This window comes from Azospirillum sp. Marseille-Q6669 (genome assembly GCF_965111635.1).
This window is the reverse complement of the sequence record NZ_CBCOOP010000001.1, coordinates 851,892-877,244: the sequence shown is the minus strand read 5'-3', so window position 1 is coordinate 877,244 and position 25,353 is coordinate 851,892. Positions and strand designations below refer to the sequence as shown.

The 25,353-nt window shown below is 69.0% G+C and carries 19 protein-coding genes; 9 read left to right on the top strand and 10 right to left on the bottom strand.

Features of this window, described 5'->3' with window-relative positions:
- Positions 1-26 precede the first annotated feature (26 nt).
- The 3 genes from ACWPXE_RS03655 to ACWPXE_RS03645 form a co-directional block, all read right to left on the bottom strand.
- Positions 27-1,007, bottom strand: coding sequence for a transglutaminase family protein (locus tag ACWPXE_RS03655; protein WP_454016729.1), 981 nt, complete (start codon positions 1,005-1,007; stop codon positions 27-29).
- Positions 985-3,579 (bottom strand): circularly permuted type 2 ATP-grasp protein, encoded by a 2,595-nt coding sequence (locus ACWPXE_RS03650; protein WP_454016728.1) that lies wholly within the window; start codon positions 3,577-3,579, stop codon positions 985-987. The genes ACWPXE_RS03655 and ACWPXE_RS03650 overlap by 23 nt, the downstream gene beginning before the upstream one ends.
- Before the next feature lie 127 nt (positions 3,580-3,706).
- Positions 3,707-7,051, bottom strand: coding sequence for a transglutaminase family protein (locus ACWPXE_RS03645; protein ID WP_454016727.1), 3,345 nt, complete (start codon positions 7,049-7,051; stop codon positions 3,707-3,709).
- A 72-nt stretch (positions 7,052-7,123) separates the two neighbouring features.
- Between ACWPXE_RS03645 and ACWPXE_RS03640 the strand changes: the two genes are divergently transcribed.
- Together ACWPXE_RS03640 and ACWPXE_RS03635 are read left to right on the top strand one after the other, a co-directional pair.
- Positions 7,124-8,239 carry a hypothetical protein gene (locus tag ACWPXE_RS03640; protein WP_454016726.1) on the top strand — a complete coding sequence of 372 codons (1,116 nt, stop codon included), beginning with the start codon at positions 7,124-7,126 and terminating at the stop codon, positions 8,237-8,239.
- Positions 8,240-8,251: 12 nt separating this feature from the next.
- Positions 8,252-9,061 (top strand): lysozyme inhibitor LprI family protein, encoded by an 810-nt coding sequence (locus ACWPXE_RS03635; protein WP_454016725.1) that lies wholly within the window; start codon positions 8,252-8,254, stop codon positions 9,059-9,061.
- A gap of 31 nt (positions 9,062-9,092) precedes the next feature.
- Here ACWPXE_RS03635 and ACWPXE_RS03630 read toward each other — a convergent pair whose 3' ends face one another.
- Positions 9,093-10,031 (bottom strand): aldose 1-epimerase, encoded by a 939-nt coding sequence (locus tag ACWPXE_RS03630; protein WP_454016724.1) that lies wholly within the window; start codon positions 10,029-10,031, stop codon positions 9,093-9,095.
- 281 nt (positions 10,032-10,312) lie between these two features.
- Here ACWPXE_RS03630 and ACWPXE_RS03625 point away from each other — a divergent pair, with 281 nt between their 5' ends.
- On the top strand, positions 10,313-12,964 hold the full coding sequence (locus tag ACWPXE_RS03625) for a protein kinase domain-containing protein (protein ID WP_454016723.1): 2,652 nt from the start codon (positions 10,313-10,315) through the stop codon (positions 12,962-12,964).
- A 101-nt stretch (positions 12,965-13,065) separates the two neighbouring features.
- Here ACWPXE_RS03625 and ACWPXE_RS03620 read toward each other — a convergent pair whose 3' ends face one another.
- Complete coding sequence (locus tag ACWPXE_RS03620) at positions 13,066-13,593, bottom strand: peptidylprolyl isomerase (protein ID WP_051140648.1); 528 nt, start codon at positions 13,591-13,593, stop codon at positions 13,066-13,068.
- Positions 13,594-13,852: 259 nt separating this feature from the next.
- Here ACWPXE_RS03620 and ACWPXE_RS03615 point away from each other — a divergent pair, with 259 nt between their 5' ends.
- Genes ACWPXE_RS03615 through ACWPXE_RS03600 form a run of 4 tightly spaced genes read left to right on the top strand, consistent with a single transcriptional unit; the run spans position 13,853 to position 17,904 of the window.
- Complete coding sequence (locus ACWPXE_RS03615) at positions 13,853-15,295, top strand: intermembrane phospholipid transport protein YdbH family protein (RefSeq protein ID WP_454016722.1); 1,443 nt, start codon at positions 13,853-13,855, stop codon at positions 15,293-15,295.
- Positions 15,292-15,546, top strand: coding sequence for a YnbE family lipoprotein (locus tag ACWPXE_RS03610; protein ID WP_454016721.1), 255 nt, complete (start codon positions 15,292-15,294; stop codon positions 15,544-15,546). The genes ACWPXE_RS03615 and ACWPXE_RS03610 overlap by 4 nt, the downstream gene beginning before the upstream one ends.
- Positions 15,543-15,878, top strand: a complete 336-nt coding sequence (locus ACWPXE_RS03605; protein WP_237906194.1) for a YdbL family protein — start codon at positions 15,543-15,545, stop codon at positions 15,876-15,878. The genes ACWPXE_RS03610 and ACWPXE_RS03605 overlap by 4 nt, the downstream gene beginning before the upstream one ends.
- A 13-nt stretch (positions 15,879-15,891) precedes the next feature.
- On the top strand, positions 15,892-17,904 hold the full coding sequence (locus tag ACWPXE_RS03600; protein WP_454016720.1) for an O-linked N-acetylglucosamine transferase, SPINDLY family protein: 2,013 nt from the start codon (positions 15,892-15,894) through the stop codon (positions 17,902-17,904).
- On the opposite strand, the gene ACWPXE_RS03595 is transcribed toward ACWPXE_RS03600, so the two are convergent.
- From ACWPXE_RS03595 to ACWPXE_RS03580, 4 genes are all read right to left on the bottom strand, one after another.
- Entirely contained in the window at positions 17,901-18,626 is a 726-nt protein-coding gene (locus tag ACWPXE_RS03595) for a hypothetical protein (RefSeq protein ID WP_454016719.1), read from the bottom strand. The genes ACWPXE_RS03600 and ACWPXE_RS03595 overlap by 4 nt on opposite strands.
- Before the next feature lie 96 nt (positions 18,627-18,722).
- Complete coding sequence (locus ACWPXE_RS03590) at positions 18,723-21,143, bottom strand: LPS-assembly protein LptD (RefSeq protein WP_454016718.1); 2,421 nt, start codon at positions 21,141-21,143, stop codon at positions 18,723-18,725.
- Positions 21,144-21,327: 184 nt separating this feature from the next.
- A complete protein-coding gene (locus tag ACWPXE_RS03585) occupies positions 21,328-21,570 on the bottom strand; it encodes an Lrp/AsnC ligand binding domain-containing protein (RefSeq protein ID WP_014198771.1) in 243 nt (80 codons plus the stop codon).
- A gap of 5 nt (positions 21,571-21,575) precedes the next feature.
- The gene (locus tag ACWPXE_RS03580; RefSeq protein WP_454016717.1) at positions 21,576-23,123 is read right to left on the bottom strand and encodes a DEAD/DEAH box helicase; all 1,548 of its coding nucleotides are present in this window, start codon (positions 23,121-23,123) and stop codon (positions 21,576-21,578) included.
- Between the two features lie 278 nt (positions 23,124-23,401).
- Here ACWPXE_RS03580 and ACWPXE_RS03575 point away from each other — a divergent pair, with 278 nt between their 5' ends.
- Together ACWPXE_RS03575 and ACWPXE_RS03570 are read left to right on the top strand one after the other, a co-directional pair.
- Positions 23,402-23,944 carry a hydrolase gene (locus ACWPXE_RS03575; protein WP_237906188.1) on the top strand — a complete coding sequence of 181 codons (543 nt, stop codon included), beginning with the start codon at positions 23,402-23,404 and terminating at the stop codon, positions 23,942-23,944.
- Positions 23,945-23,981: 37 nt separating this feature from the next.
- Complete coding sequence (locus ACWPXE_RS03570; RefSeq protein WP_454016716.1) at positions 23,982-24,686, top strand: alpha/beta fold hydrolase; 705 nt, start codon at positions 23,982-23,984, stop codon at positions 24,684-24,686.
- 13 nt (positions 24,687-24,699) lie between these two features.
- Here ACWPXE_RS03570 and ACWPXE_RS03565 read toward each other — a convergent pair whose 3' ends face one another.
- Complete coding sequence (locus tag ACWPXE_RS03565) at positions 24,700-25,257, bottom strand: hypothetical protein (RefSeq protein ID WP_454016715.1); 558 nt, start codon at positions 25,255-25,257, stop codon at positions 24,700-24,702.
- Positions 25,258-25,353: the final 96 nt, after the last annotated feature.

Sequence of the window (25,353 nt, the reverse complement as noted above, 5' to 3'; positions counted from 1 at the left end):
GTGAAAAAGAATGCGGGGCGCCCGGATCAGGGCGCCCCGTTGTCCTCCAGCGGCTCGACATCGACGCTGACGGACAGCGTGTGGCCGGCGGCGCCCATCAGGACGCCGCGGGCGGGGCTGACGTCGTCGTAATCGCGGCCCCAGGCGATGGTGATGAAGTCCTGGTCGGCGCGGCGCGCGTTGGTCGGGCAGACGTCGATCCAGCCGGCCTCGGCGCCGCACCAGACGGACGCCCAGGCGTGGCTGACGTCGGCGCCCACCAGGCGCGGCCGGCCCGGCGGGGGCAGCGTACGCAGATAGCCGGAGACGTAGCGGGCCGGCAGACCCATGGCGCGCACGCAGCCGACCACGATGTGGGCGAAATCCTGGCAGACGCCACGCCGGTGCCGCATCACCTCGGCCATCGGGGTGGCGATCGTCGTCGCGGCGGGGTCGAAGGTGAAGTCGTCGTGGATGCGCCGCATCAGGTCCAACGCGGCTTCCGCCGCCGGGCGGCCGGGCGTGAAGGACTGCGCGGCGTAGTCGTGCAGCGTCGGGCTGGCCGCCACCAGCGTGCTGTCGAAACGGTACTGGACGACCTCCGCACCGTCCTCCGGGCCGGTCAGGCCGCCCAACGAATCGCGCACATGTTCCCAGGATGGGGTAAACGCGGCGTCCAGCGTCGGGGGCGGGCCGACCTCCACCTCGCTCTCCGCGGTGACGACCAGTTGCCGGTGCGGTTCCTGCATCGCGACGTAAGTGACGGTGTTGCCGAAATAGTCGGTGTGGGACGACTGCACCGCCGGCGCCGGCAGGATGGTCAGCGCGCTCTGGTGGACGCGCTGGCGCGGGTGCGGGCGGGCCGTCAGGTGCAGCAGATGGTGCGACACCGACACGTCCTCGCCATAGTCGTAGCGGGTCGTGTGGCGCACGCGGAAGCGAACGCCGAAACGGTCACCGGAGTGCTCGTCAGCGGGGGCCGCGCCGGCCATGGTCGGGGAGAGGTCAGGCCGGTCGGGCAAAGGCATGGCTGAAATAGGCGTGGGTCAGGAGGTTGGATATCTCAGGCAAAGACAGGGCGAGCGAGTCCAGCAGCGTGTGCAGGGCCGTGCCCGAGTCCAGAGCCTCCGGCGCGCGCAGCGAGGCGCGGGCGGCGCCGAGGATCGAGCGGGCCGAGGCGGCCGTGTCGCCCGGCACGGCCTGCGAACCGCTGGGCAGGGCCGCCACATGGCGCTCCAGCGCCGCCAATTGGAAATCCAGGGCGCGCGGGTTCGAATCGTCGGCCAGCAGCAACTCAAGCACCGGGCGGCGGCGCACGCTGGTCAGATAGCGGGACCGGTAGGTCATCACGCTCTCCCCCAGTTCCAGCAGCACGCTCAGCGTCGCCACCTGCACCGGCTCGTCCTGGCGGTCGAGCGTGTGGACCGGGATGCCGCGCATCACCGAGATGATGTGGAGCGCCCGCTCCATGCGGCGCCCGATGTCGAGGAAGCGCCAACCCTGGCCGCGCGTCATGCTTTCCTGCTCCAGCCCGGCGATGGCGGCGAGGCTGGTCATCAGGTCGTCCAGCCGCAACAGCATGGCGGCGGCGTCGAGCTTGTGCGCCGGCGGCTGGCTCTGCCGCTCCAGCATCGTCACCACCCGCCACATGTCGAGCGACAGGCGGTCGCGCACCGAATAGGCGGTGCGGTGCACCCGCTGCACCTGGGCGCGCAGGCTGTTGGGATGGTCCGGATCGACGACCGAGCTGTAAAGCGCCGCCCGCAACGCCCGCCCGCCGCCGAGCGCCGTGACGCGCGTCAGGTCCCAGGGGATCATGCCCTCCCAGGCCATCAGATGGAGCAGCGGGCGGAGTTGGAGCGACGCGCCCGGCACGTTGCCGTCGGTCAGGCGGGAATGGGTGGAACGGAGCAGGCGCACCGTGCCCTCCGACCGCTCCGCGTAGCGGCCCAGCCAGTAGAGACTGTCGGCCACCCGGCTGGGCAGGTCGGCAGAGGCCGCCTTGGGCACCGGCTGCGGCTCCTGGGCAGGCTGCGGGCGCGGCGTCGCCGGTGTGGTCTCGGCCCGGCGCCCGGACAGGATCCAGGTGTCCTTGCTGCCGCCGCCCCGCTGCATGGAGACGACCAGCTTCCCGGATTCGGTGGACACGCGGGTCAGGCCGCCGGGCATGACGGTGTAGCTGCCGTCCGGGCGGGCGCAGAGGAAGACACGCAGCACCAGCGGGCGCGGCTGCAGCCGCCCGCCCTGCCAGACCGGTGCCGTGGACAGGGCCAGCCGTTCCTGCGCGACGTAGCACCAGGGGCGGGCCTTGATGCGCTCCACCAGGGCGGCGCGCTCCCCCGCCGACAGGTCGGCGCCAAAGATCGGCTCGAAGGACAGGGACGGGAAAGCCGGCTTCACCACCAGCCCGTCCAGATGCTCGATGACGTAGGCGCGCTCGTCGTCGTTGCCGCACCACCAGACGGCGACGCCGGGCATCTTCAGCTCCTCGCCCAGCAGATGGCGGCAGAGCATGGGCAGCGACGACTTGACCGCCATGGATTCCATGAAGCCGGAGCCGAGCGCGTTCGCCACCACGACGTTGCCGGCACGCACCGCCTCGATCAGACCCGCCACACCCAGCGAACTGTCGGCGCGCAGCTCCAGCGGGTCGGCGAAGTCGGCGTCCAGGCGGCGCAGGATGACGTCCACCGGCTCCAGCCCCGACAGGGTCTTCAGATAGACCTGACGGTCGCGCACGGTCAGGTCGGCCCCCTCCACCAGCGTGATGCCGAGGTAGCGGGCGAGATAGACGTGCTCGAAATAGGTTTCGTTGTAGGGGCCGGGCGTCAGAAGGACGATCCGCGGCTGGTCGCGGCGCGGGCTCAGCGACAGCAGCGTTTCCTTGTACGCCTCGAAGAAGGGCGACAAATGCTCCACCTGGCAGTGGCGGAAGCTGTCCGGCAGGACCTTCGCCAGCACAGCCCGGTTCTCCAGCGCGTAGCCGCTGCCGCTCGGCGCCTGGGTGCGGTCGGACAGCACCCACCAGCGCCCGTCCGGCGCGCGGGCAAGGTCCGCCGCGTAGAAATGCAGGTGGATGTCGTTCGGCACTGGAATGCCGTGCACGGCGCGGCGGAATCCGGGGTCGGCGTGGATGACCGCCGGGGACAGCCGCCCGCTGCGCGTCAGGGTCTGCGGCCCGTAGATGTCGGCCAGCACCGCGTTCAGCAGCGTGGCGCGCTGGATCAGTCCCGATTCGACCGCCTTCCATTCGTGGGAGGGGATCAGCAGCGGCACCATGTCGAGCGGCCAGGGCCGCTCCATCCCCTTGGGGTCGCCGTAGATGTTGTAGGTGACACCGTTCTGGTGCAGCAGGCGCCGCGCCTCTTCCCACCGCTCGGCCATCAGTTCCGGGTCGAGGGGGCCCAGCGTGCCCATGAAGGTCTGCCAGTGCGGGCGCAGACGGCCCTGGCCGGTGACCATCTCGTCATAGACCTCGCCGCGGCCATAGCCCATGGCGTCGGCCTCGCCGAACAGCGACCCCTGGAGGAACGGCACCGGACGCAGCCCCGGTGGAGGGGGCGCGCTGGGGTCAAGAAAGGGCGAATCACGGTCGGCCAAGGTTCGGATCGTACGTTCACGGCGGTGCAATGCGCAGCAAGTGTGAACGCCCGCTCCCGCCGATGCAAGCGGCGCATCGGCGCCCCCCGGCCGAAAGGCGTATTCCGGCCGGGGGGCTGAGGACCGATCAGCCTCGCCGCAGGTCCAGAGTCATCGGGAACTGAGGGTTGCGCTCCTCCGCCGGTGTCTCCATCGGGCCGGGGGTGTGGCCGAAGGGGAAGAAGCGGGCGAGGCGCCGCCCCTCCGCCTCGTTGGCGTTGACCGGGAAGGTGTCGTAGTTGCGCCCGCCCGGATGCATGACGTGGTAGGTGCAGCCGCCGATGGAGCGGCCCGCCCACAGGTCCAGGATGTCGAAGACCAGCGGCGTGTGCACCGGGATGGTCGGGTGCAGGCAGGAGGGCGGCTGCCACGCCCGGTACCGCACGCCGGCCACGAACTCGCCTTCCGTCCCGGTGGGGATCAGCGGCACGCGGCGGCCGTTGCAGGTGATGGCGTAGCGCGCGTCGGTCAGGCCGGTGACCCGCACCTGCACCCGCTCGACCGAGCTGTCGACGTAGCGCACGGTGCCGCCGCCGCCCGGCTCCTCACCCAGGACGTTCCAGGGCTCCAGTGCCATGCGCAGTTCCAGCGAGATGCCGCGCTGGTTGACGTGGCCGTAGACCGGGAAGCGGAAGTTCATGTGCGGATCGAACCAGCGCTCCTCGATGGGATAGCCGTGGTCGCGCAGGTCGGCGATGACGTCCGCCAGATCCTGCTGCACGAAGTGGGGCAGCATGAAGCGGTCGTGCAGTTCCGTCCCCCAGCGCACCAGCTTGCCCTTGTAGGGCGCCTTCCAGAAGCGCGCGACCAGGGCGCGCAGCAGAAGCTGCTGGGTCAGGCTCATCTCCGCGTGGGGCGGCATCTCGAAGGCGCGGAACTCGACCAGCCCGAGCCGCCCGGTGGAGCTGTCCGGGGAATAGAGCTTGTCGATGCAGAACTCCGCCCGGTGGGTGTTGCCCTGTACGTCGGTCAGCAGGTTGCGCAGCACGCGGTCGACCATCCAGGGCGGGCAATCGCCCGTCGCGGCGGCCTTGTCGATCTGGTTGAAGGCGATCTCCAGCTCGTAGAGTGCGTCGTCGCGGGCCTCGTCCACGCGCGGCGCCTGGCTGGTCGGGCCAATGAACAGGCCGGAGAAGGCATAGGAGAGCGACGGGTGGTTCTGCCAGAAGGTGATCAGGCTGCGCAGCATGTCGGGCCGCCGCAGGAAGGGGCTGTCCGCCGCGGTGGCGCCGCCCATCACCACATGGTTGCCGCCGCCGGTGCCGCAGTGGCGCCCGTCGATCATGAACTTCTCCGCACCCAGCCGCGACTGGCGGGCGTCCTCGTAAAGTTCCAGCGTGTTGCGGACCAGCTCGTCCCAACTGTGGGAGGGGTGGATGTTCACCTCGATCACGCCGGGGTCGGGCGTGACGGCCAGCGAGTTCAGGCGCGGGTCCTTCGGCGGCTGGTAACCCTCGATCACCACCGGCATGTCCAGTTCGAGCGCCGTCGCCTCGATCTCCGCCAGCATCGCCAGATAGTCCTCCAGCGTGTTCATCGGCGGCAGAAAGAGGTGAATGCGCCCGTTGCGCGCCTCGCAGGTCAGGGCGGTGCGGACCACCCACCAGGCGGACTTGCCGTGCTCCGGCATCTCGCTGCGCACTTCGGCCATGGCGCGCTGGACGCGCTCGTTCCGTCGGGAGGCGTCCTGTCGTTCGGCCTCCTCGCGAAGGGCGTGCTGGCGCAGCGGCACCCGGTTCGGCGGCAGCGGCGCCCGCTCCTCGAAGGGATCGGTCTCCCAGGAGTAGGGATAGTCCTGCGGCGACACCCAGGGCAGCGAGCCGAGCGGCAGGCGGAAGCCGACCGGGCTGTCGCCCGGCATCAGCAGCAGCCGCTCCTGGCGCAGCGGCCACGCGCTGGACAGCCACACCGGCCCCTGCTGGGTCACCTTGCGGTTGATCGGCAGGGCGAAGCCGACCGGCTCGTTCAGGCCGCGGGTGAAGACGTGGGCGAGGCGAGCGCGCTCCTCCTTGTCCTCCAGCTTGCTGTCCAGCGGATCGACGTTGACCGGCAGCAGCGATTCGCGGCGCAGGTAGTGCCAGGGGTCCTCATAGGCCGCCAGCACCAGCGCCGGGTCGAGCCCCAGCTTCTTCGCCAGCGTGACCAGGAAGGCGCCGGCATCCTCCGCCGTGTGCCCGTAGTCGGTGTCCTCGCGGGCCAGCAGGTCGCTGTTCGCCCACAGCGCCTCGCCGTCGCGGCGCCAGTAGACGGTCATCGCCCAGCGCGGCAGCGATTCGCCGGGATACCATTTGCCCTGGCCAAAATGCAGCAGCCCACCCGGCGCGAAGCGGTTGGCCAGCCGGTGCACGAGGTCGGCGGCCATCTTGCGCTTGTTGGGGCCGAGCGCCGTGGTATTCCACTCCGCCCCGTCCATGTCGTCGATGGAGACGAAGGTCGGCTCGCCGCCCATGGTCAGGCGCACGTCGCCGGCGGTCAGCTCCTCGTCGATGCGGTGGCCCAGCGCCTCGATCCCCGCCCACTGCCGGGGGGTGTAGGGCTTGGTGACGCGCGGCGCCTCATAGATGCGGGTGACCGACATCTCGTGCCCGAACTCCACCTCGCACTCGTCGATGAGGCCGGAGATGGGGGCGGCGGACGAGGCGTCCGGCGTGCAGGCCAGCGGAATGTGTCCCTCGCCCGCCAGCAGGCCGGAGGTGGGGTCGAGGCCGACCCATCCGGCGCCGGGCAGGAAGACCTCGGTCCAGGCGTGCAGGTCGGTGAAGTCCTCTTCGGGGCCGGACGGGCCGTCGAGCGCCTTCTGGTCGGCGGTGAGCTGGATCAGGTAGCCGGAGACGAAACGCGCGGCCAGACCGAGGTTGCGCAGGATCTGCACCAGCAGCCACGCCGAATCGCGGCAGGACCCGGTGCGCTTGCCCAGCGTCTCCTCGCAGGTCTGGATGCCGGGCTCCAGGCGGATGACGTAGCCGATGTCCGTCTGAAGGCGCTGGTTGATGCCCACCAGGAAGTTGATGGACGCCGCCGGTTCCCGCGAAATGCCGGTCAGGTAATCGGCCAGCAGCGGCCCCGGCTCCTCCACCTCCAGATAGGGGCGCAGCTCGCGCTCCAGCCAGGGTTCGTAGGCGAAGGGGATGGTCTGGGCCTTCTCCTCCAGGAAGAAGTCGAAGGGGTTGATCGCCGCGATCTCCGCGACGAGATCGACCTCGATCACGAATTCGCGGGTCTTCTCCGGGAAGACGAAGCGGGCCTGATAGTTGGACTGGGGGTCCTGCTGCCAGTTCAGGAAATGATGCTTCGGGGTGACGCGCAGCGAATAGCTGAGGATCGGGGTGCGGCAGTGGGGAGCCGGGCGGAGCCGGACGATCTGTGGCCCCAGATTGACCAAACGGTCGTAACGGTAGACGGTCTTGTGGTTGAGAGCGACGTGGATCGCCATGTAGTTCCACCCGTTGTCTGCGCTGGCCGGTCCCCTGCGGCTCTCCGCCGCGCGGGCGAGGGCATAGTACCATTGAAGAGTTCGTGCAGACCAGAGCGCCTTCGCAATCGCGGCACGAACTGGTTGCACAAAAAACAAGCAGATGCATATTGGACCGGTTGCGCCTTTCTTCACCGCTCCACCCGCTTTATAAAGACCCAATTCCTGTCCGCCGGCCCCGTTCGCCGGACGGGAGCGACCCAGGCAGAGTGTGAATCGGAAATGGCGACGCTGGCTGGCCTGTCCTTGGGTGGCGGTGCATCTGCGGGCGATGGAGCGCCCGGCGGTGCCACGCGCGGAGTCGTCACCGGCAAATACTTCAACTTCAACCCGTTGCCGCCTCCGGCGGATATGCTCGGCAATCCATTGGTCGTCGCCAATTTGCCGACCCATAAGGCGCCGAAGGAGACGTGGCGCAGTCGGTGGCAGCGCCGGCTGGCGCGTTTCCACATCGGCAAGCAATCCGCGCAGGCGAAGCGGCGCTGGAAGATCCAGGACACCATTTCCTCTGTGATCGCCTCGGTGTCGCCGTCGGCGACCATGCTTGGGGAGCGGCGGGGACCGGAGAAGCGCCCGGCGTCGAGCGTTCCGGTCATCGTGGTCCGGCACCCCTATCATCTCCGCCATGTCTTCGAGATGATCCTGCAGTCTCCCGACGACCTCGCGGCGGAGCGGCGCTTCCTCGAACTGCTGATGGGACGCGTTCTGCGCAAGTATGGGGAGCAACTCACCCAGATCCGCGGCTCCGCCTTCTCCTTCGAAAACGAGGCGCGGGAGTATTTCTTCGCGGGATTTAAGCTGGAACGGCAGATCAAGAAATACACGAGCCCTGAAGAACGCTTTGCGGCGCTGCAGTCGATCTACGTCAATTATTTTCATGGGCGAAACTATTATCTCTACGCCCTGCTGCGTCGGGAAAAAATGGCGCCCGACAACAAGCTGTTCATGCTGAATTCCCGTGCCGTCTATTTCATGGCGCGGATCGGTTGGAACGGGGACCTGCTGGACAAGCCCAATCCGCGCTCCCTGCCCAGCCGCGAGGACATCTTTTTCCTCGTTCAGCGTGACAAGACGGTCCTGACGCGCTATCGCAGCGACCAGGATTTCCAGCGGCAGGTCAAAGCCGTCCTGGAAGCGTTTCCGGCGTAAGGGATGTGTGCGATGCGGGCAGCGATTCTTCTGGCGGGCATGCTGATGGCCGGCACGGCCGTGGCGGCGGACACCAGCGGAGAGGCCGCCAAGCCTGCGGACTGCGCCGGGGAGACTCCGGTCGCGCTCCTGCTGTGCCGTGATCCATCGCTGGCGGGGGCCGCCGACAAGCTCGATTCGGCGCTGCGTGCGCTGGCCGACGAGGCCGGGAAGGCTGGCGAGGAGGCGGTCGCCGCCGGCCAGCGCGCCTGGGTCCAGCGGCGGGACGCTGCCTGCCCGGTCGCGGAGGCCGATCTCGCCGACCCGAAGAAGAACAAGGACCGCGCCGCCTGTCTGACACGCCAGATGGCCGACCGCACCAAAGCGCTCGAATCGGAACTGGCCGCCCGCCGTGCCCCGCTGGCCGACGAGCCGCTGACCGTCACCGCCGCCGCCCCGCAACGCCCGGCTCAGCCTATCGGCCAAGGCCAGGCCAAGCCGGTCTCGGCGAAGCGCACGGTGGATGTGCCGGCCCTGACCGGCCGCTGGGCCAAGGCCGATCCGGCCACCCGGACACCGATCGACGATTGCCGGACCTCCTACCTGGAGATCACCAGCGACGGGGCCTTCAGCCTGCACGATCCGCGCATTGCCGCTTTTCCGCTGGAAGGCCCGCTGGCGCCCGGCGAGGGCGATCTGACGGAAGGTTTGTCCTTCGGCGGGGAAGAGGGTCTGCCGGAAGGTGTTCTGCGCCTGGACGCCGCCGAGGCGCCGCGGCTGGACCGATTGTTCCTGACGCTGGACCAACCGGCCTTCGGCGCCACCTTCGTCCGCTGCCGCTGACGCCGCGGACCGGCTCTCAACGGGCGAGCGTTTAACGGGCCAGCGTTTCCAGGCGCAAGCGCATGGTGCCGCTCAGTTCCTCACCCGGTTCGAGACGGTGCAGGCCGGTGTCCGGTTGCTCCGGATGGTTGACCGCGTCGGTCATGTGGGACACCGGCTCGACGCAGAGATAATCCTCGCCCGGCGGGGCATAGACGATGAGATGGCCGAACGGTCCTTCGGTCTCGATCGACAATCGACGGTTGAGCGTCGGCCAATCCAGCGCCGCCGCCCCGTCCCAGCCGGTGAAGCCGTTGTCGAGAACGGTCCGGTCCATGACGATCCCGTCCGTGAAGGCCCAGCGGGGCGGCACCGCGGCGCGCTCCACCGGAAGGATGGTCGGCCCGTTCAGCCAGACGCCGTCGACCCGAGCGGTCAGGCGGGTGCCCGGTGGCTTCGGGAAATAGGGGTGCAGCCCGATCCCGGCGGGCATCGGCGTGTCGTCCTCGTTGACGAGGGAGAGGGTCAGGCTGGCCCCGTCCTCCTCCAGCACCACGGTCTGCGTCGCGCGGTAGCGCCAGGGCCAGGCGTCGGCAGGGTGCCGGAAAACCATGCGCACGGCGGATTCGGCGGCCTCCTCGACCGTCCAGGCGGCGCGCCAGCCATGGCCGTGGATGACATGCGGGTTGCCGTCTCCGTCGAGCGGAAGCCGCACCTGTCGCCCGTCGAAGCTGAATTGCCCCCCGCCGATCCGGTTGGAAAAGGGCACAAGCGGGAAGCAACCCATGTCGTTGGCCGAGCCGTGGCGCAACGCCCAATCGGTGGCCGGGCGCAGGAGGTCGATCGTTCCGTCCGCGCCGTGCCAGGCGAGGCGGGCAACGACGCCGCCGTGCCGTGGGCACAGCGTGCATTCCAGGGAGCCGTTCGCAGCGCTGCGATGCAGCGTGAGGGTGTGGGCGCCGATTCCCTGGTCCAACTCGACCTGCTCCATCCGGATCTCCTGCCGGCGGTGGTTGGGCGCCGGTATCGGTTCGGGTATCGCACAGCCCGCAGGGGAAGGGAAGGGCGGGGCTGCGCGCAAAAGTGTGCCACGGTCCAAGCCCGATGGCCCCTTGCAACACCTCTGCGCAAACATCCTCTGCCGCGGTGCAACCACACCGTTCGGTCATTTCGGCCGACGTATACCGGCTGTTTACCGGACCGCGCAGATTATGACCGACTGTCCAGGCCATTCGCCGCCACGCCGATCCTGCCCATAGGCTGCCCGTGTCAATGCCCGCCTCAAGGACGCCCGCCTCCGCAGGGGCACCCGGCCCCGCCGGCACGCTCGACGAGGCGGTGCTGTGCCAGACGCTTGCCGATCACCATGGCGGGCCGGCGCGGATGGTCATCGGCATCGCGCTGCGTCCGCATCTCGACAGCCTCGTGCTGACCCCGACGGAGCTGATCCACAGCAGCCGGCATCTGAAGGCGCTGCAGGCCAAGGCCACGCTGATGGAGTCCGCCCTGGGCCGGGTCGCCACGGTGCAGGCCCGCCTTCCCGGCCAGGATGCCAAGGCGCGCCGCCGTGCGCTGGACAACGCGCTATCCGAAACCGTGGCGAAGGCCCGCGCCACCCAACTCGCCTTCACCGGGGCGGGGCAGGGGCGTGCCCTCATCGATTCCATCCTGCGCAGCGCACCGGGAAAATCGCTGACCGGCGATGCGGGATTCGATCTGCGCGCAGCGATTTGCCTGGAGCTTGAGGAACGTCGGACCTGGGCGTCGAAGCTCGACGCTCTGATCCAGCTGTTTCCGGCGGAGCGGCAGGACGCCCTGTCCACCGCGCTGGACGAGGTGATCGGCGACGTGCTGGCCTCGCCCGCCGCGACGCAGGAACTGTTCGGAAACACGCCGGCCGGTGGCTCACCGCTGGTGAGGCTGTGCGACCTTCTGTTCGGACGCGTGCCGATGGAGGCGTTCGGACCGAACCGGCTGGGCGTTCTCAACGGCCTGTTCCGCCAGGGGCGCTTGCCCGCCGCCCGCGACATGGTTCTGGAGCGCATCCGGCGCCAGCTTCGCGCGCCGCAAACGCTCGGGCGCGGCACGGCGGAACAGGAAGCCGACCTGCTGCGCGCGCTGATGGGGCATCTGCTGACCCCGTCAGGGCTGACCGGCGGCTCGGCCATGGCCGACGCGCTGACCGTCCGCTACTCCCGCCGGTTGGAGCAGGGTGGTGCGAGCGCCTATCGGCGGTCCATCGTGGGGCTCAGCGAAACGCAGCCGGACCTGATCTGCCGAATCCATTATCTGGCCGCCGTCTCCACGGTGCCGGCCGCGGAGCGGCACATGGGTGAGATCGTGGACGCGCTGGACGCCGCGCTGAAGAACGAGCTGCTGGTGGAGAACATGGTGCTCCAGACGCCCGACACGGCGCTGGTGCGGCAGGCCCTGACCGGCGCGGTGGAGGCCATTCGCGGTTCGGCGCTGCCGGAGCACGATCGGGAACGGATCGCCGCCCGCGCGGATTCGGTGGTCGATGACTTCGCCCGGCGGGGCCGGCTCGTCCAGCGGCTGCGCCAGATCGAACCGCTGCCGCGCCGCCGGATCATTCGCCTCGCGGAACTTGCCTGTTCCGGTCTGATCGGCGACGGCGGGGCGCTTTCCGTCCTGCGCCAGCACATTCTGGAGACGGCCCGCCAGCCGCAGTTCCAGGCCGAACTGGCCGGCGCCCAGAGCGACGACATCGCCCAGGCGGAGGTCCGCCGCCTGTACGAACTGCTCGACCGTCTGAGTCAGATGCAACTGCCGCCGGCCAAGCCGTCGTCCCTGCGCGACCAGCCGGCGGCGCGGTCGGCCTTCGAGCCTTGCGGGGCGACGGCGCTGCCCACCGTCGTGGCTCCGCCGGTCCGCAGCATCGCCCTTCCGGTGAGCGTCGCTGCGGTAACAATGGAGGCACCGTTGGTCGGCGCCACCGCGTCGAGCCTGTGCCCGGCCTGCTTCGTGCCGAAGGCCCCGCGCGAGGTGTGCCGGGATTGCGGCTATCCGGTCCGCGTGCCGAACCGAAACGGGGTCCATCTGCTTCCGGGAACGCGGCTGCTGGGGCGCTATCTGGTGGGCCGCGTCCTGGGGCAGGGGGGCTTCGGCGCCACCTATCTCGGCTGGGACGAACGGCTTCAGATCAAGGTCGCGGTGAAGGAATTCTACCCCGCCAATCTGGTGTCCCGCGTCGCCGGATCGCCGGGGATCGCCCCCTTCTCGGACGAGCACGCGGCGAGCTTCTCCACCGGGCTGGCGAAGTTCCTGGAGGAGGCGCGGATGCTCGCCCGCCTGCGGGAGGTCAAGGAGATCGTCAGCGTCCAGGACTTCTTCGAGGAGAACGAGACCGCCTATCTCGTCATGGAGCTTCTCGATGGGCGGACCCTGAAGCGGCATGTCTCCGAGAATGGCGGACGGATCGCGGCGCGCCCGACGCTGACCCTGCTGTCGCCGATCATCAAGGCGCTGCACGCCGTGCACGAGCAGGGCCTGATCCACCGCGACATCAGCCCCGACAATATTTTCCTGACGAGCGGAGGGGAGCGCAAACTGCTGGATTTCGGCGCCGCACGCCACGCCGCGGGCAAGAGCGCCGATCTGACGGTGATCCTGAAGCCGGGTTACGCGCCGCCCGAACAGTACGCCCCGGACGGAAAGCAGGGGCCTTGGACGGATGTCTACGCGCTGTGCGCCACCGTCTACTATGCGCTGACCGGAAAGACACCGCCCGATGCCACCAGCCGCTTCATGAATGACCGGGTGCCCCGTCTGGCCGAAGGCGGCGCCACGGTGCCGTCCGGGTTCGAGAAGGTGTTGCTGAGCGGCCTCTCGATGCGCTGGCAGGACCGGCCCCGCAGCATGCGGGATCTCCTGGTGGCGCTGACCGGGGCGATCAACGGGCCGTGACGACCCGGAGGATTGGGGCGGGAAACGGGGCGGCGCGCGGTTTCACCGCCCCAATCACCTGAACAGGACCGCCGCAATCGGCGATCCCTTCCCCGGCGCCGTTACTTGGCGTCGGCGGCAACCTGCATCTTGACGATCTTGTCCGGGTCGCTGACCTGACCGTTGCGGGACTGGCTGCCCTTCTTGATCTTGTCGACGAACTCCATGCCTTCGACGACCTTGCCCCAGACGGTGTACTGCTTGTCCAGGAACGAGGCCGGGGCGAAGCAGATGAAGAACTGGCTGTCGGCGCTGTCCGGGTCCGGCGTGCGGGCCATCGACAGCGTGCCGCGGACGTGCGGCTCGTTGCTGAACTCAGCCTTCAGCTTCTTGCCGGAGCCGCCGGTGCCGGTGCCGGTCGGATCGCCGGTCTGGGCCATGAAGCCGTCGATCACGCGGTGGAAGACGACGCCGTTGTAGAAGCCCTGACGGGTCAGCTCCTTGATGCGGGCGACGTGGTTCGGTGCCAGGTCGGGGCGCAGTTCGATGACCACGCGGCCGTCCTTGAGGTCGAGGTAGAGGGTGTTTTCCGGATCCAAGGCCTTGGCCTCCCCCTGAGCGAAGATGAATGTGGCGAACAGTGCCGCCATGAGAATGCGCGTCCACCGCAACATGCGAAACACTCCGATGTGCCGATTCCGCGGACGCGACCATAGGGGAAACCGGCGCCGATGCAAAGACGCCCTGCGGGGCTGCCTTCATCGGTGCCTTTCCGATCCGTTTCCGCCGCCGGCTCATGATTGTCCCAACGCTGCACGGTCGCGCCCCGGCCGTGATGGACGATAGACTGTCTTTCGGGTGTTCATACCCGAAAGAGACCGATGGCAATCTGGACGGCAGGGGTGGGGCGTGCGGCAGCAAAGCGTGCGGCGGTTGAGACGATGGCTGGTGCTGGTGAAGCTGGTGCTGATCGGTGGCGCGGTCGCCCTCGCCGTCCAGCACCGGACCGATCTGGCCGCCACCGCCGCCACGCAGGCGCTGCGCCGCGCCGGCTTCCCGGACGCCGCCGTGACGGTGACCGACCTGTCGGTGGAGCAGACCAGCGCCGTGGTCCGCCTGGACCGGCAGGGCACGGTCGCTGGAACGCTCACCATCCGCCATCCGACGGACGTCCTTCTGGAGGGGCGAATCGAACGGCTGGATCTTGCGGATGTCCGCCTGAGGCTGGAGGTGGCCAAGGACGGTGTCCTGCGCATCGCCGGCTATCCATTGACCGGCACCAGCGGGGCGGGAGGCAACGGCGGCGCGGCGGGCGGCGGAAACGTCGTGATTCCCATCGACACCATCCAGCTCGCCGACTCCGCGGTGACGCTGGCGACACCGCGGGGTACAGCCGGCGGGACGCTGCGCCTGACCATGACACGCGACGGCGCGACCCACCGCGGGCAGGCGACGCTGACCGCCCCGGCCAAAGGGCTACCGGTCCTCACCCATTGGACAGGCGCCGGCACGATCGCCGAAACGGTGGGCACCCTGACCGCCAAGGCCCGACTCACCTGGGACGGCGCGGCGCTGAAAGCCCAGGGCGACCTGCTGCTCGCCGACCTCGCCGGGCAGTTCGGGCCGGTCGCCGCCAGCGGGATCAACGGGGTTCTGTCCTTTCCCAGCCTGCTTCCCCCGGTGGTCGCGCCCGGTCAGACGCTGGCGGTGAAGCTGCTCGACGTCGGGTTGCCGCTGACCGATGGCACCCTCCGCTTCGGCTATGGGGCTAAGGGCCGGCTGAGCGTGGAGCGGGCCGAGTGGAATTGGGCCGGCGGCGTGCTGCGGGCGGACCCGTTCGCCATCGACCCGGCAGCGCCGCGCGGAACGGTGACGCTGCGGGCGGAGCGAGTCCATCTCGGCCCCATGCTGGCGATGGTCGCGGTGGACGGGCTGGAGGCCAGCGGAACGGTCAGCGGGCGCCTGCCGGTGCGCATCGGAGCGGACTCCGTCCATCTGGACGGTGGGCTGCTGGAGGCCGACGGTCCCGGCACGCTGCGCTACGATCCCGAGAATCCGCCCGGCTTCCTGATGGGGGAGGAGGGCAGCCCGACCGCCCTGCTGATGGGGGCGCTGACCGATTTCCGCTATGACACGCTGAGCGCCACCGTAGAGGGGCAGGCTGGCGGAGAGCTGGCGGTCGGCATCGCCATCCGTGGGTCCAATCCGGCATTCTACGATGGCTATCCGGTCGCGCTTAACCTTAAGGTGAGCGGCGCGCTCGACCGGATCCTGCGGCAGAGCCTGGACACCTACCGCATTCCCGAGACGGTGCGTGATCGCATGACGGAGTTCCAACGAAAGAATCCATGAGACACACCGTTCGAAGCCGGCGCGTCCTGACCGCCGCACTGATCGCCGGGTTGGGGGCCGGAATGGGCGCCTGCACCCCGACCGTCAAGGTCGAGGCGCCCGACAAGCCCATCGAGATCAACCTGAACATCCGGATCGAACAGGAAGTCCGGGTGAAGGTCGAACGCGACCTGGAAAAGGCCATCGCGGACGATCCGGCCCTGTTCGGACTGCCTTCGGACAGCGGCGCGAAGGGAGGGAGAAAGCCATGAAGCGCATGTTTGCCGCCGCCGGGCTGGTCCTGGCGCTTGCCCTGTCGGTTCCTGCGATGGCGCCGGCCCAGGACGCCCTGGGCGCCGCCAAGGCCGCCGGGCAGATCGGCGAGCGGCCGGACGGGTTGGTCGGGGCAGTCCCCGGCGCGCCGGCTGCCGCGGCTCAACTCGCCGAGCAGGTCAACGCCCAGCGCATCGCCCGCTACCGCGAGATCGCGGGAAGCAACGGCACCTCGGTGGATCAGGTCCAGGCCCTGGCCGGAAAGCAGCTGATCGAGCGGACTCCTGCCGGCCAGTATGTGCTGTCGGGCGGACGCTGGGTCCGCAAGTAAGCCACCGGCGCCCATGACCGCCGACCTCAGCGCCCGGATCGGGGCCTGCCGCTCGGCTCTGGCCGCCGCACCGGGCGATTCCGCGGCGCTGGCCGGGCTGTTCGGTGCGCTCGACGCGCTGGGCGAGCCGGGCACGCCGGAGGAGGCGGTGGCCCGCTCCGCATACGGCGAGGCGCTGCGGCGGCAGGGGCGGGCGGCGGAGGCCGAGGCGCACCACCGCGCCGCCCTGTCGTGGCTGCCGGATTTCGGCGGCAACCATTTCAACCTTGGCCTGACGCTCCAGGCGTTGGGCCGCACCGCGGAGGCGGCGGACGCCTATGGCGAGGCCGCGCGGCTGATGCCGTGCTTCGCCCCGGCCCCCTGCAACCAGGGTGCCCTGCTCCGTGCGTTGGGCCACCGCAAGGCGGCGGAGACGGCGTTGCGCCGGGCCGTGTCGCTCGACCCCGCTCTGGTTCCCGGTTGGCTCAACCTCGGCACGGTGGTGCAGGAGCGCGGTCAGCCGGAGGCCGCCGCCCATTGCTACCGCAACGCCTTGGCGCTTCGCCCCGATCTGGCTGAGGCCCATGCGAATCTTGGTTTGGTGGTGAAGGAGGCCGGGCACCTCGCGGACAGCCTGCCGTCTTTCGAACGTGCCTTGGCGCTCGGCCTGCCCGACGCGGGCGGCGTGCTCGCCCAACTCGTTCAGCAGATGCGGCATCTCTGCCGTTGGAACGGGCTGGCGGAGCGCTCCGCGCAACTGGCCGCTCTGGTGCGCGGCGGCGCGACGCGGCAGGTCCACCCCTGGATCTTCCTAGGCGAAGGCGCCGGCCCGGGGGCGGAGTTGGCCTGCGCCCGCCGCTACGCGGAGTGGCGGGCGCAGGGCATCGCCGCCATGCCGGTGCGCCGCGACGCCGGAGCACGCGGTCGCCTGCGCGTCGGCTATTTGTCCGCCGACTTTCACGAGCACGCCACCGCGGCCCTCATTGCTGAATTGATCGAGTGCCACGACCGGGAGCGGGTCGAGATCGTCGGCTGCAGCTATGGCCCGGACGACGGCGGACCGATGCGGCGTCGGCTGACCGCCGCCTTCGACCGCTTCGTCGACCTTGCCGCCTGTTCCCACGCCGACGCGGCGGCGCGCATCCGGGCGGACGGCGTGGACATCCTGGTTGACCTCAAGGGCTACACCCAGCACGCCCGGCCGGAGATCGCCGCCCATCGTCCCGCCCCCGTGCAGGCGCAATGGCTGGGCTATCCGGGAACGATGGGCGCCGGATTCATCGATTACGTGATCGGCGACCCTCTGGTCACGCCGTTCGATCACCAGCCCTTCTACGCGGAGCGGATCGTTCAGCTTCCGGCCTGCTACCAGCCCAACGACCGAAGGCGGCCGATCGGTCCGACTCCGTCGCGAGCGGCCTGCGGCCTGCCGGAGCGGGGCGTCGTCTTCTGCTGCCTCAACGCCGCCTACAAGATCACGCCGGCCCTGTTCGACCTGTGGTGCCGGCTGCTGCGCGCTGTGCCGGACAGCGTGCTGTGGCTGCTTGACAGCCATCCGGAGGCGAGCGCGAATCTGCGGCGGGAGGCGATGCGCCGCGGCGTGGCGGCGGACCGGCTGGTCTTCGCGCCCCGGCGTCCCCCGGCGGAGCATCTGGCGCGCTACCGTCTGGCCGACCTGTTCCTGGACACCACGCCGGTCGGAGCCCATACCACGGCCAGCGACGCGCTGTGGGCCGGCCTTCCGATGCTGACGGTGGCGGGGGAAGGATTCGCGTCCCGTGTCGGGACGAGCCTGCTGCGTGCCGTCGGCCTGCCCGAGCTGGTCACCCGTTCGCTTGCTGATTATGAAGCCGCAGCCGTGCGATTGGCCGGCGATCCGGACGGCATCGCCCGGCTGAAGGCGCGTCTCATGGCAGAGAGGGAGCGTGCGCCGCTGTTCGACACCGACCGCTTGGCCCGTGCCCTGGAGCGTGCCTACGCGACCATGTGGGACATCCACATGGCCGGCAAGGCGCCGCGACCGTTTGCCGTCCGGGACGAGGATTAAGGGAAGGGGCAGCGGTCGGCGGTCACCTCCACGAAGGAGCGGGCGCCGGGGGCGAAGGTGAAACGGTACTCGGTGTTGTCGATCACCACCGTCTGGTGCAAGGGCAGAACGCCCTTGGCAACCGTCTCCTTGCCGCCCATCCCGGCGATCTTGATGGTCACCGGCTGCGACGGATCAAACCAGCTTTCGGCGTTGCCCTGTGCGTTGCGCGACGACTGGCCCTCGCCGCTGACCGTCACAGCGCCGTTGTTGAAGCTGGTGCTGCGGTTGCCCGACTTGAGGAGGGGGGTGGCCAAGGCGAATCGCTTGGTTTCCGCCGGCTGGCAGTTGCGCACCGCCTGGACCTGGGCGATGACGAAGGCGAGGCGGTTGGGGTCCATGCCGCCCTTCAAGCGCTCCGACACCAGGCCGGCCAGCCGGGCGAGGTCACCCGAGGGCACCTCGCGCTGGAGCCGGGCCTCCAACTCCGCCGCGCGGGCCTCCGCCGTTCGGGCGGCGTGCTGCATCTGGCTGGCGAGCAGTTCCAGTTCCGCCTTCTGGCGCGACAGGGTGGAGATCTCCTCCCGCAACGTCACGTCGCGGCCCTTCAACTGCTCGATGCCCATCTGGTAGGCGAACAGACCGACACCGAGGAGAACGGCGGCGAACAGACCGAACTTCGCGAACCCCGCCCAGAAGCGGCGGCGATAACGGCGTTCGTAGTCGTAGCGTCCCAAGGCCATGTGCAGCAAACCCGAGCGGAAGAGGAGGGTGCTATGGCTACCCAGATCGGCCGTCCGATGCAACCCCTTGACCTTGGCAGGAAAAGCCCTTTCAGGTCAGTTGCTGGCTCCGGACGGGCCGAGGAACCCGGCGCTGATGCCCGGTGTGCGGAACTCGCCCACATTCTTGAACACGAAGCGGAAGAAGATGGTGTTTCCTTCCTCCTCGCCGTTCTGGATGGTGGTGTAGTCGCGCTGGGCGATGGTCTCGAAGATCAGGCATTCGTCCTGATAGCGGAGCACGGCGGCGCTGGAGCGCGGCCCCGCATCGGGGCGGAACGCCTGGGAATGGGACACGCTGGCCGACCAGTGTTGCGAGAACTGCGACGCCAGGGTGAGGCTGGCCTGTTCGACCTCGTTCCGTTCCACGACGTAGGGGTTTTCCGTCTGGTCGACGTAGGTGTAGGTGCTGTAGAGGCGCAGCAGGGGCACGCCGGCCGATGCGTTGACCGAATGGCGGCGCGGCTTCAGCGTGTCGTGGTCGATGCGGAAGCCGTAGTTCAGGTCCAGCCAGTCGGCCGGACGCAGGTCGAGGCGACCGACGTAGTCCGACGACTTCTTGTCGAGTCCCGAACCGCCGCGGAAGTTCTCGGTGTCGTCGGCACGGAAGCTCTGGCCGACGAACAGGCTCGCCGAGCCCGTCTTGTAGCCCTGGAACGTCGTGCGCAGGCCATAGGTGGCGCGGAGGCCGCCGTCCAGACGATCGATGCCCGTGAAGCGGTTGGGCATCAGCAGGTTGACCTCGTCGAACTCGACGTCGAGGCTGTCCTCGTTCGGGAAAGCAGGATCGTTGTCGACGTTCGGTGAGGCGCTGATCTGCCCGATGGGCTCGATGGTCTGGAAGTTGCTCTCGCCGTAGCGGACGAAGGGGTAACGGACCGTCGTCGTGGCCTGCGGGAAGAAGCGCAGGCGCTGCACGCTGTCGTTGCCGGTTCCGCCGGCCGGATCGTTCGGATCAAACCGCTGGGCGGTGTAGCCGGCCAGCAGGACGCTGCCTTCGACCGTGGTGATGAAACCCAGGTTGGAATAGATGTCGCGCTGCCAGCCGGGCTGTACGGCCAACCGCTGGGTGTCGGGACCGCCGCTGCCCGGCCGGGCGATCGCCAGAAGACTGCTGTCCAGCGACCAGCGCCCGCCCATCAGGCTGCCCGGTTCGCCCAGCGCGTTGTAGCGCGCCTCGGGAAGCACGTACGGTTCCTGCACCGGGTTGCCCCAACGCAGATCCTGGAAGCCGTAGGCGTTGACCGCGGCGTAGTTGCGGCCGTTGAAGCCTTCGACGAAGGCCCGGCTGGTCAGCACCTCGTCACGGATGTTGAAGTAGCGGCGCAGATACAGCTCGTCGCTGGCCCGCTTCAGGTTGAAGCCCCAGCGCCATGTCTCGTCGATGTCGAAGAGTCCGCTGGCGAAGGCATGGCCGCGCCACCGCCGGTCGTCGGCGCCCTTCAGCGTGCCGTTGGGAATCTCACCCTGGGTTCCCGACACGTCGAGCTGCAACCGTCCGTTCTCGAAGCGCTTGCGGTACTGGCCGCCCAGGAACAGGCCCTGTTCGGAATAGCCGCCGACGTCGAAGGTCGCATCCTGATCCGGCGCGATGTCCCAGTAGTAGTGGGCGATGGCGCCGAAGCCGAGATTGGAGTTGTTGCGAAAGCTCGGCGTCAGGAAGCCGGAGCGCCGGTCCACCGTCGGGTCTGGGTGGGAGAGATAAGGGGTGTAGAAGAACGGGACGCCGAACATCTCCATGAAGGCGTCGCGGTAGCGGACTTCGTGATCCTCGTTGTCCTGGACCACGCGGGCGGCACGGATCTGCCAGACCGGGGCGCGGGTCGGATCGGTCTTGCAGAGTTCGCAGGGGCTGTAGACCGCCCGGTTCAGGCGGATCAGCCGCCCGCCGCGCCGCTCGCCCTCGTTGCCGGCCATGCGGCTGTTGTCGGTCATCAGCACGCGGACGTTCTCGACGAACGCGTCGCGCATGTCGTCGGTCAGTTCCGCGTAATTGGAGAACAGGATGTCGCCCGACGGCTCGACCAGGCGCACGTTGCCGGAAGCGATGACCACCTTGGTCTTCTGGTTGTAGGTGATCGTGTCGGCATGGACGGTCCGCGGGCCCTGCGACAGCTCGACGTTTCCCGACGCCGTCACGAGGCTGTTCGCCTCGTCGAAGGTGACCGTGTCCGCACCCAGAAGGACCGGTGGGTCCTGCGGCTTGCCGTTGGACGCTTCCGCAGCCGGACCTGACGCCGGAACGACGACCTCGAGCCGTCCTCCCTGGTCCGCCCCGACCGGCGGGGCGCCGTTCGCCTGCGGCGCCGGAGCGGGAGGCTGCTGGGCGTCGGCCAGATCGGCCAGGACGATGCCGCAGGCGGCCATCAGGGCGACGATGCCGGATCGCAGGACCAGCGACCGGCGGTCCAACGGGCGATGCATCTTCGGGCTGGTGGCGCGGGCGCGCCGGGCATGTCGGGACGGGAGCTGGGACATGCCGAACGTTTGAGGTAACCAACCGGCCAAGTCAACGGTTTCGCGGCGCGTCTCGCGAATTGTCCAACGTCTGTTGCCGTAAGGCGGAGTCATGAAAAAGGGGACCGTCCGCGACAGGCGGATGTCCCCTTTTTTTCTGCCCGTTCCGCGCCTCTGAGAGGCGGTTTCCGCACCCGTCGAACGCCTAGGCGAAGGCCTTGTAGGCGATGAGGGTGAAGGTGTCGCGCACCCCGGTCAGGGTCTGGATGTTTTCGGTCACGAATCGGCCGATGTCCAGATCCTGGGGCAGGTAGCACTTCATCAGCAGATCGTACTGGCCGGAGATGGAGTGCACCTCCGACACCTGCTCGATGTCCTGAACGGCCTGGTCGGCCACCTGATAGGCTTTGCCCAGCTCGCACTTGACCATGACGAAGATGGTCTGCATGGCGCTCAGCCCTCCTGCGAGGATTGCTCGGTGGACTCGACCGGGGCCGGGCGCCGTGCGGAGCGCAGCATGAAGGCCGGCATGTGGTCGCCGAAGCCGATCACCGGAGTGTCGTCCTCATCCTCGTCGCGGCGGCGGCGGCGGTCGCGGTCACGATCGCGGCGCGGCTCCTGGCGGCGGCTCTCGGCTGCGGCCAGCGATTCGCGCGGCTGGCGGTCCTCGCGCACCCGTTCCTCACGCACCGGGCGCTCGTCGCGGATGGGCCGCTCCTCACGCGGTTGCCGCTCCTCGCGGGGCGCCCGCTCTTGGGGCGCCCGTTCCTCGCGGTCGGGGCGTTCGGCGCGCGGCGCGCGGTCGCCGCGCTCCTTGTCCTTGCCTCGGCCACGGCTGCGGCCACGGCGCGCCTCGTCCTCGCTGAGGAACTCGGCCGAGTCGAGGCCGTCAATGGCGATCAACGGAATCTCCCGCTTGATGAGACGGCCGATGGCCGAAACCTGCTTGCCGTCCAGCGGGCTGGCCAGCGTGAAGGCGCGGCCCGAGCGGCCCGCCCGGCCGGTGCGTCCGATGCGGTGGACATAGTCTTCCGCGCTGATCGGCACGTCGAAGTTGAAGACGTGGCTGAGGCCCTGCACGTCCAGGCCGCGCGCCGCCACGTCGGAACAGACGAGCAGCGTGATCTCGCCCTTCTTGAAGGCGTCCAGCGTCTCCATCCGCTTCGACTGCACCATGTCGCCGTGGAGCGCGCCGGCATTGAAGCCGTGGCTCTCCAGCGACTTCTGCAGGATGGCGACGTCGCGCTTGCGGTTGCAGAAGATGAAGGCGTTCTTGACGTCCTCGGTGCGCAGCAGGTGACGCAGCGCCTTGCGCTTGTCCTCCTCGTGCACCAGGACCATGGCCTGGGTCACCGTCTCCGACGGCGAGGCCGGCGGGGCGACGGTCACTTCCTTCGGGTTCGACAGGAAGGCGTCGGCAAGGCGGCGGATTTCCGGCGGCATGGTGGCGGAGAAGAACAGCGTCTGGCGCAGCTTGGGCAGCTTGCTGACGATCCGCTCGATGTCCGGGATGAAGCCCATGTCAAGCATCCGGTCCGCTTCGTCGATGACGAAGACCTTGATGTCGTTGAGCATGATGTTGCCGCGCTCGAACAGGTCGATCAGACGGCCCGGCGTCGCGATCAGCACGTCCACACCGCGGTCCAGCCGCTTCACCTGTTCGGTGAAGGTCTCGCCGCCAATCAGGAGCGCCATGCTGAGCTTGTGGTGCTTGCCGTAGGTCTCGAAGCTTTCGGCGACCTGCGCCGCCAGCTCCCGGGTCGGCTCGAGGATGAGCGACCGCGGCATGCGAGCACGCGCCCGGCCCGACGCCAGGATGCTGATCATCGGCAAGGTGAAGCTGGCCGTCTTCCCGGTGCCGGTTTGCGCGCAGCCGAGCACGTCGCGGCCTTGCAGGACCCAGGGAATGGCCTGTTCCTGAATTGGCGTCGGCTGGGTGTAACCCTTGTCCTCGATTGCCCGCAGGACGTCAGGTCCAAGCCCAAGTTCCGAAAAGAGCATCCAACCTGTTTCTGTCTGGAGTGCGAAAATCGTGCCGATACGGCCCGACGAGTAGATGGTGCGGCAGAATATGAAGTCAAAGGGCGCTGTCAATAGACCTTGTGATGAAATCGCGCATCGCGCGGGTCCGGAAGGGCCGCTTGGCGTCCCGCGTCCGCTCGGCTAGGCTGTGAAAAAAAACGCGGAAACCGCGGAAATCCGGGGTCCAGATTGGTCGAAGGGCGGGTTTCAGCCGGTTCTTCCGCCCTGACCGGACAAAGAAAAAAGGCAGCCATCCGATGCTACTGTCCTCCGAACGTTCCGTCCTGGTGGTGGTCGATATCCAGGAAAAACTGATGCCGGCCATCGCCGAGTCCGAGCGGGTCGAGCGCAACGCCGCCACGTTGCTGAAGGGTGCGGCGCTGCTCGGCGTGCCGGCCTTCGCCACCGAACAGTACCCCAGGGGCCTCGGCCCGACCGCCGCCTCCCTGCGTGCCCTGCTGCCGCCGGACGGGGTGGTGGAGAAAATCGCCTTCTCCGCCGCGCGGGAGCCGGCCTTTCTGGAGCGGCTGGAGCGGATCGGCCGCCGGCAGATCGTGCTGGCAGGGTCCGAGGCCCACGTCTGTGTCATGCAGACGGCGCTGTCGCTGGTCGAATTGGGGTTCGAGGTGGTGCTGGTGGCCGACGCCGTGTCGTCGCGCACACCAGCCAACGCGGAGCTTGGCATCGCCCGCATGCGCGCCGCCGGGGCGACCATTGTCAGCACGGAAATGGTTCTGTTCGAGTGGATGGAGCGGTCGGACATCCCGGCCTTCAAGGCGGTGCTCGACCTGATCCGCTGATCGGATGAAACAAAGTCAGAGCGAGAAAGGAAGAGGGATGAGCAACCGGATTCCCCTGATTCTGCTGCCCGGCATGCCGCTGGACGCCGCGCTGTGGGAGCACCAGACCGGCCATCTGGCCGATGTGGCGGAGACGGCCGTCGGCGACCTGACCGGCCAGGACTCCATGGCCGCCCTTGCCGCCGCGGTGCTGGCGCAGGCGCCGACGCGATTCGCGCTCGCCGGCTTGTCGATGGGCGGTTACGTCGCCTTCGAGATTCTGCGGCAGGCGCCGGAGCGGGTGGTGAAACTCGCCCTGCTCGACACCAGCGCTCGCCCGGACACGCCGGAACAGACGGCCACGCGCCAGGATGCCGTTCGTCTGGTGGGGCAGGGGCGGCTGCGGCAGGTGGTGGCTGCCGGCATGCCACGCCTGGTTCATCCCGACCGCAGCGCGGACCCCGCCCTGGTCGACTCGGTGCAGGCCCAGGCCCAGCGGGTCGGGGCGGACGGCTACGTCCGCCAGCAGACCGCCATCATGAACCGCCCGGACAGCCGGCCCGGCCTGGGCGCCATCGCCTGTCCGACACTGGTGCTGTGCGGGCGGCAGGATGCCATCACGCCCCCAACGCTGCATGAGGAAATCGCCGAGGGCATCCCCGGCGCCCACCTCGCCCTGATCGAGGATTGCGGTCATCTGTCGGCCATGGAACAGCCGCAGGCGGTCACCGCCCTGCTGCGCCAGTGGCTTCTCTACGCCTGAGCGGCTCCCCGCCTCAGCAGTCAGGACCCCCGCTGCAACCGTCCAGGTCGGCGCGGCGGGCGGGAAAAAGGGCGAAGGTCATGTCGCTGATCAGCGACCGGAAGTCCGGGTCGTTCGGCCCTTGGGGCCGGTCAAGCCAGCCGGTGGCCGAGGACAGGGCTCCGCCGCCCCGGCAGAAGGCGCCCTGGACGACGATGGGGCCGCCGGGCGGGCTGGTGCGCAGGGGCTGGCCGCTGCACAGGTACGAATTCAGCGTCGTCTCGGCGGGGTTGAAGGCCAGGACGACGCGGTAGTCAGGCCGTGCCGTCTGGTTCGGCGCGGTGGTGAAGTTGGTGCGCACGCCGGAGATGCGGTTCTGCATGTTGGCGGTCACCAGCGGCCCGAAGGTCTGTGGGTCCATGCCGAAGGGATTGCCGTGGATCACCACGCGCAGGTCGCGGTTGGAGGCGGCGTAGGACACTTCGCTCAGCGTGTAGGCGGGGACGGGCAGGTCGGCCACCACGCGTTCGTTGGTGCAGGCCGCCGCCATCGCGCAGAGGGCAAGAAGGCTGGCACGGGAGAGGAGGGTCATGGCTCGCCTGGGCTGCTGAATGGACATGGGCGATCAATCATGGGATGCCGCCCCGCCACCGGCAAGCCCGCGCTTCCGGAAGAGCCGCCGCTCAGC

Coding starts and splice junctions, on each gene's coding strand:
- ACWPXE_RS03590 (WP_454016718.1), bottom strand. CDS start 21,143: ATGTCCCAGCTCCCGTCCCGACATGCCCGGCGCGCCCGCGCCACCAGC.
- ACWPXE_RS03635 (WP_454016725.1), top strand. CDS start 8,252: ATGCGGGCAGCGATTCTTCTGGCGGGCATGCTGATGGCCGGCACGGCC.
- ACWPXE_RS03570 (WP_454016716.1), top strand. CDS start 23,982: ATGAGCAACCGGATTCCCCTGATTCTGCTGCCCGGCATGCCGCTGGAC.
- ACWPXE_RS03655 (WP_454016729.1), bottom strand. CDS start 1,007: ATGCCTTTGCCCGACCGGCCTGACCTCTCCCCGACCATGGCCGGCGCG.
- ACWPXE_RS03625 (WP_454016723.1), top strand. CDS start 10,313: ATGCCCGCCTCAAGGACGCCCGCCTCCGCAGGGGCACCCGGCCCCGCC.
- ACWPXE_RS03620 (WP_051140648.1), bottom strand. CDS start 13,593: ATGGCGGCACTGTTCGCCACATTCATCTTCGCTCAGGGGGAGGCCAAG.
- ACWPXE_RS03595 (WP_454016719.1), bottom strand. CDS start 18,626: ATGGCCTTGGGACGCTACGACTACGAACGCCGTTATCGCCGCCGCTTC.
- ACWPXE_RS03645 (WP_454016727.1), bottom strand. CDS start 7,051: ATGGCGATCCACGTCGCTCTCAACCACAAGACCGTCTACCGTTACGAC.
- ACWPXE_RS03630 (WP_454016724.1), bottom strand. CDS start 10,031: ATGGAGCAGGTCGAGTTGGACCAGGGAATCGGCGCCCACACCCTCACG.
- ACWPXE_RS03600 (WP_454016720.1), top strand. CDS start 15,892: ATGACCGCCGACCTCAGCGCCCGGATCGGGGCCTGCCGCTCGGCTCTG.
- ACWPXE_RS03605 (WP_237906194.1), top strand. CDS start 15,543: ATGAAGCGCATGTTTGCCGCCGCCGGGCTGGTCCTGGCGCTTGCCCTG.
- ACWPXE_RS03575 (WP_237906188.1), top strand. CDS start 23,402: ATGCTACTGTCCTCCGAACGTTCCGTCCTGGTGGTGGTCGATATCCAG.
- ACWPXE_RS03610 (WP_454016721.1), top strand. CDS start 15,292: ATGAGACACACCGTTCGAAGCCGGCGCGTCCTGACCGCCGCACTGATC.
- ACWPXE_RS03585 (WP_014198771.1), bottom strand. CDS start 21,570: ATGCAGACCATCTTCGTCATGGTCAAGTGCGAGCTGGGCAAAGCCTAT.
- ACWPXE_RS03565 (WP_454016715.1), bottom strand. CDS start 25,257: ATGACCCTCCTCTCCCGTGCCAGCCTTCTTGCCCTCTGCGCGATGGCG.
- ACWPXE_RS03580 (WP_454016717.1), bottom strand. CDS start 23,123: ATGCTCTTTTCGGAACTTGGGCTTGGACCTGACGTCCTGCGGGCAATC.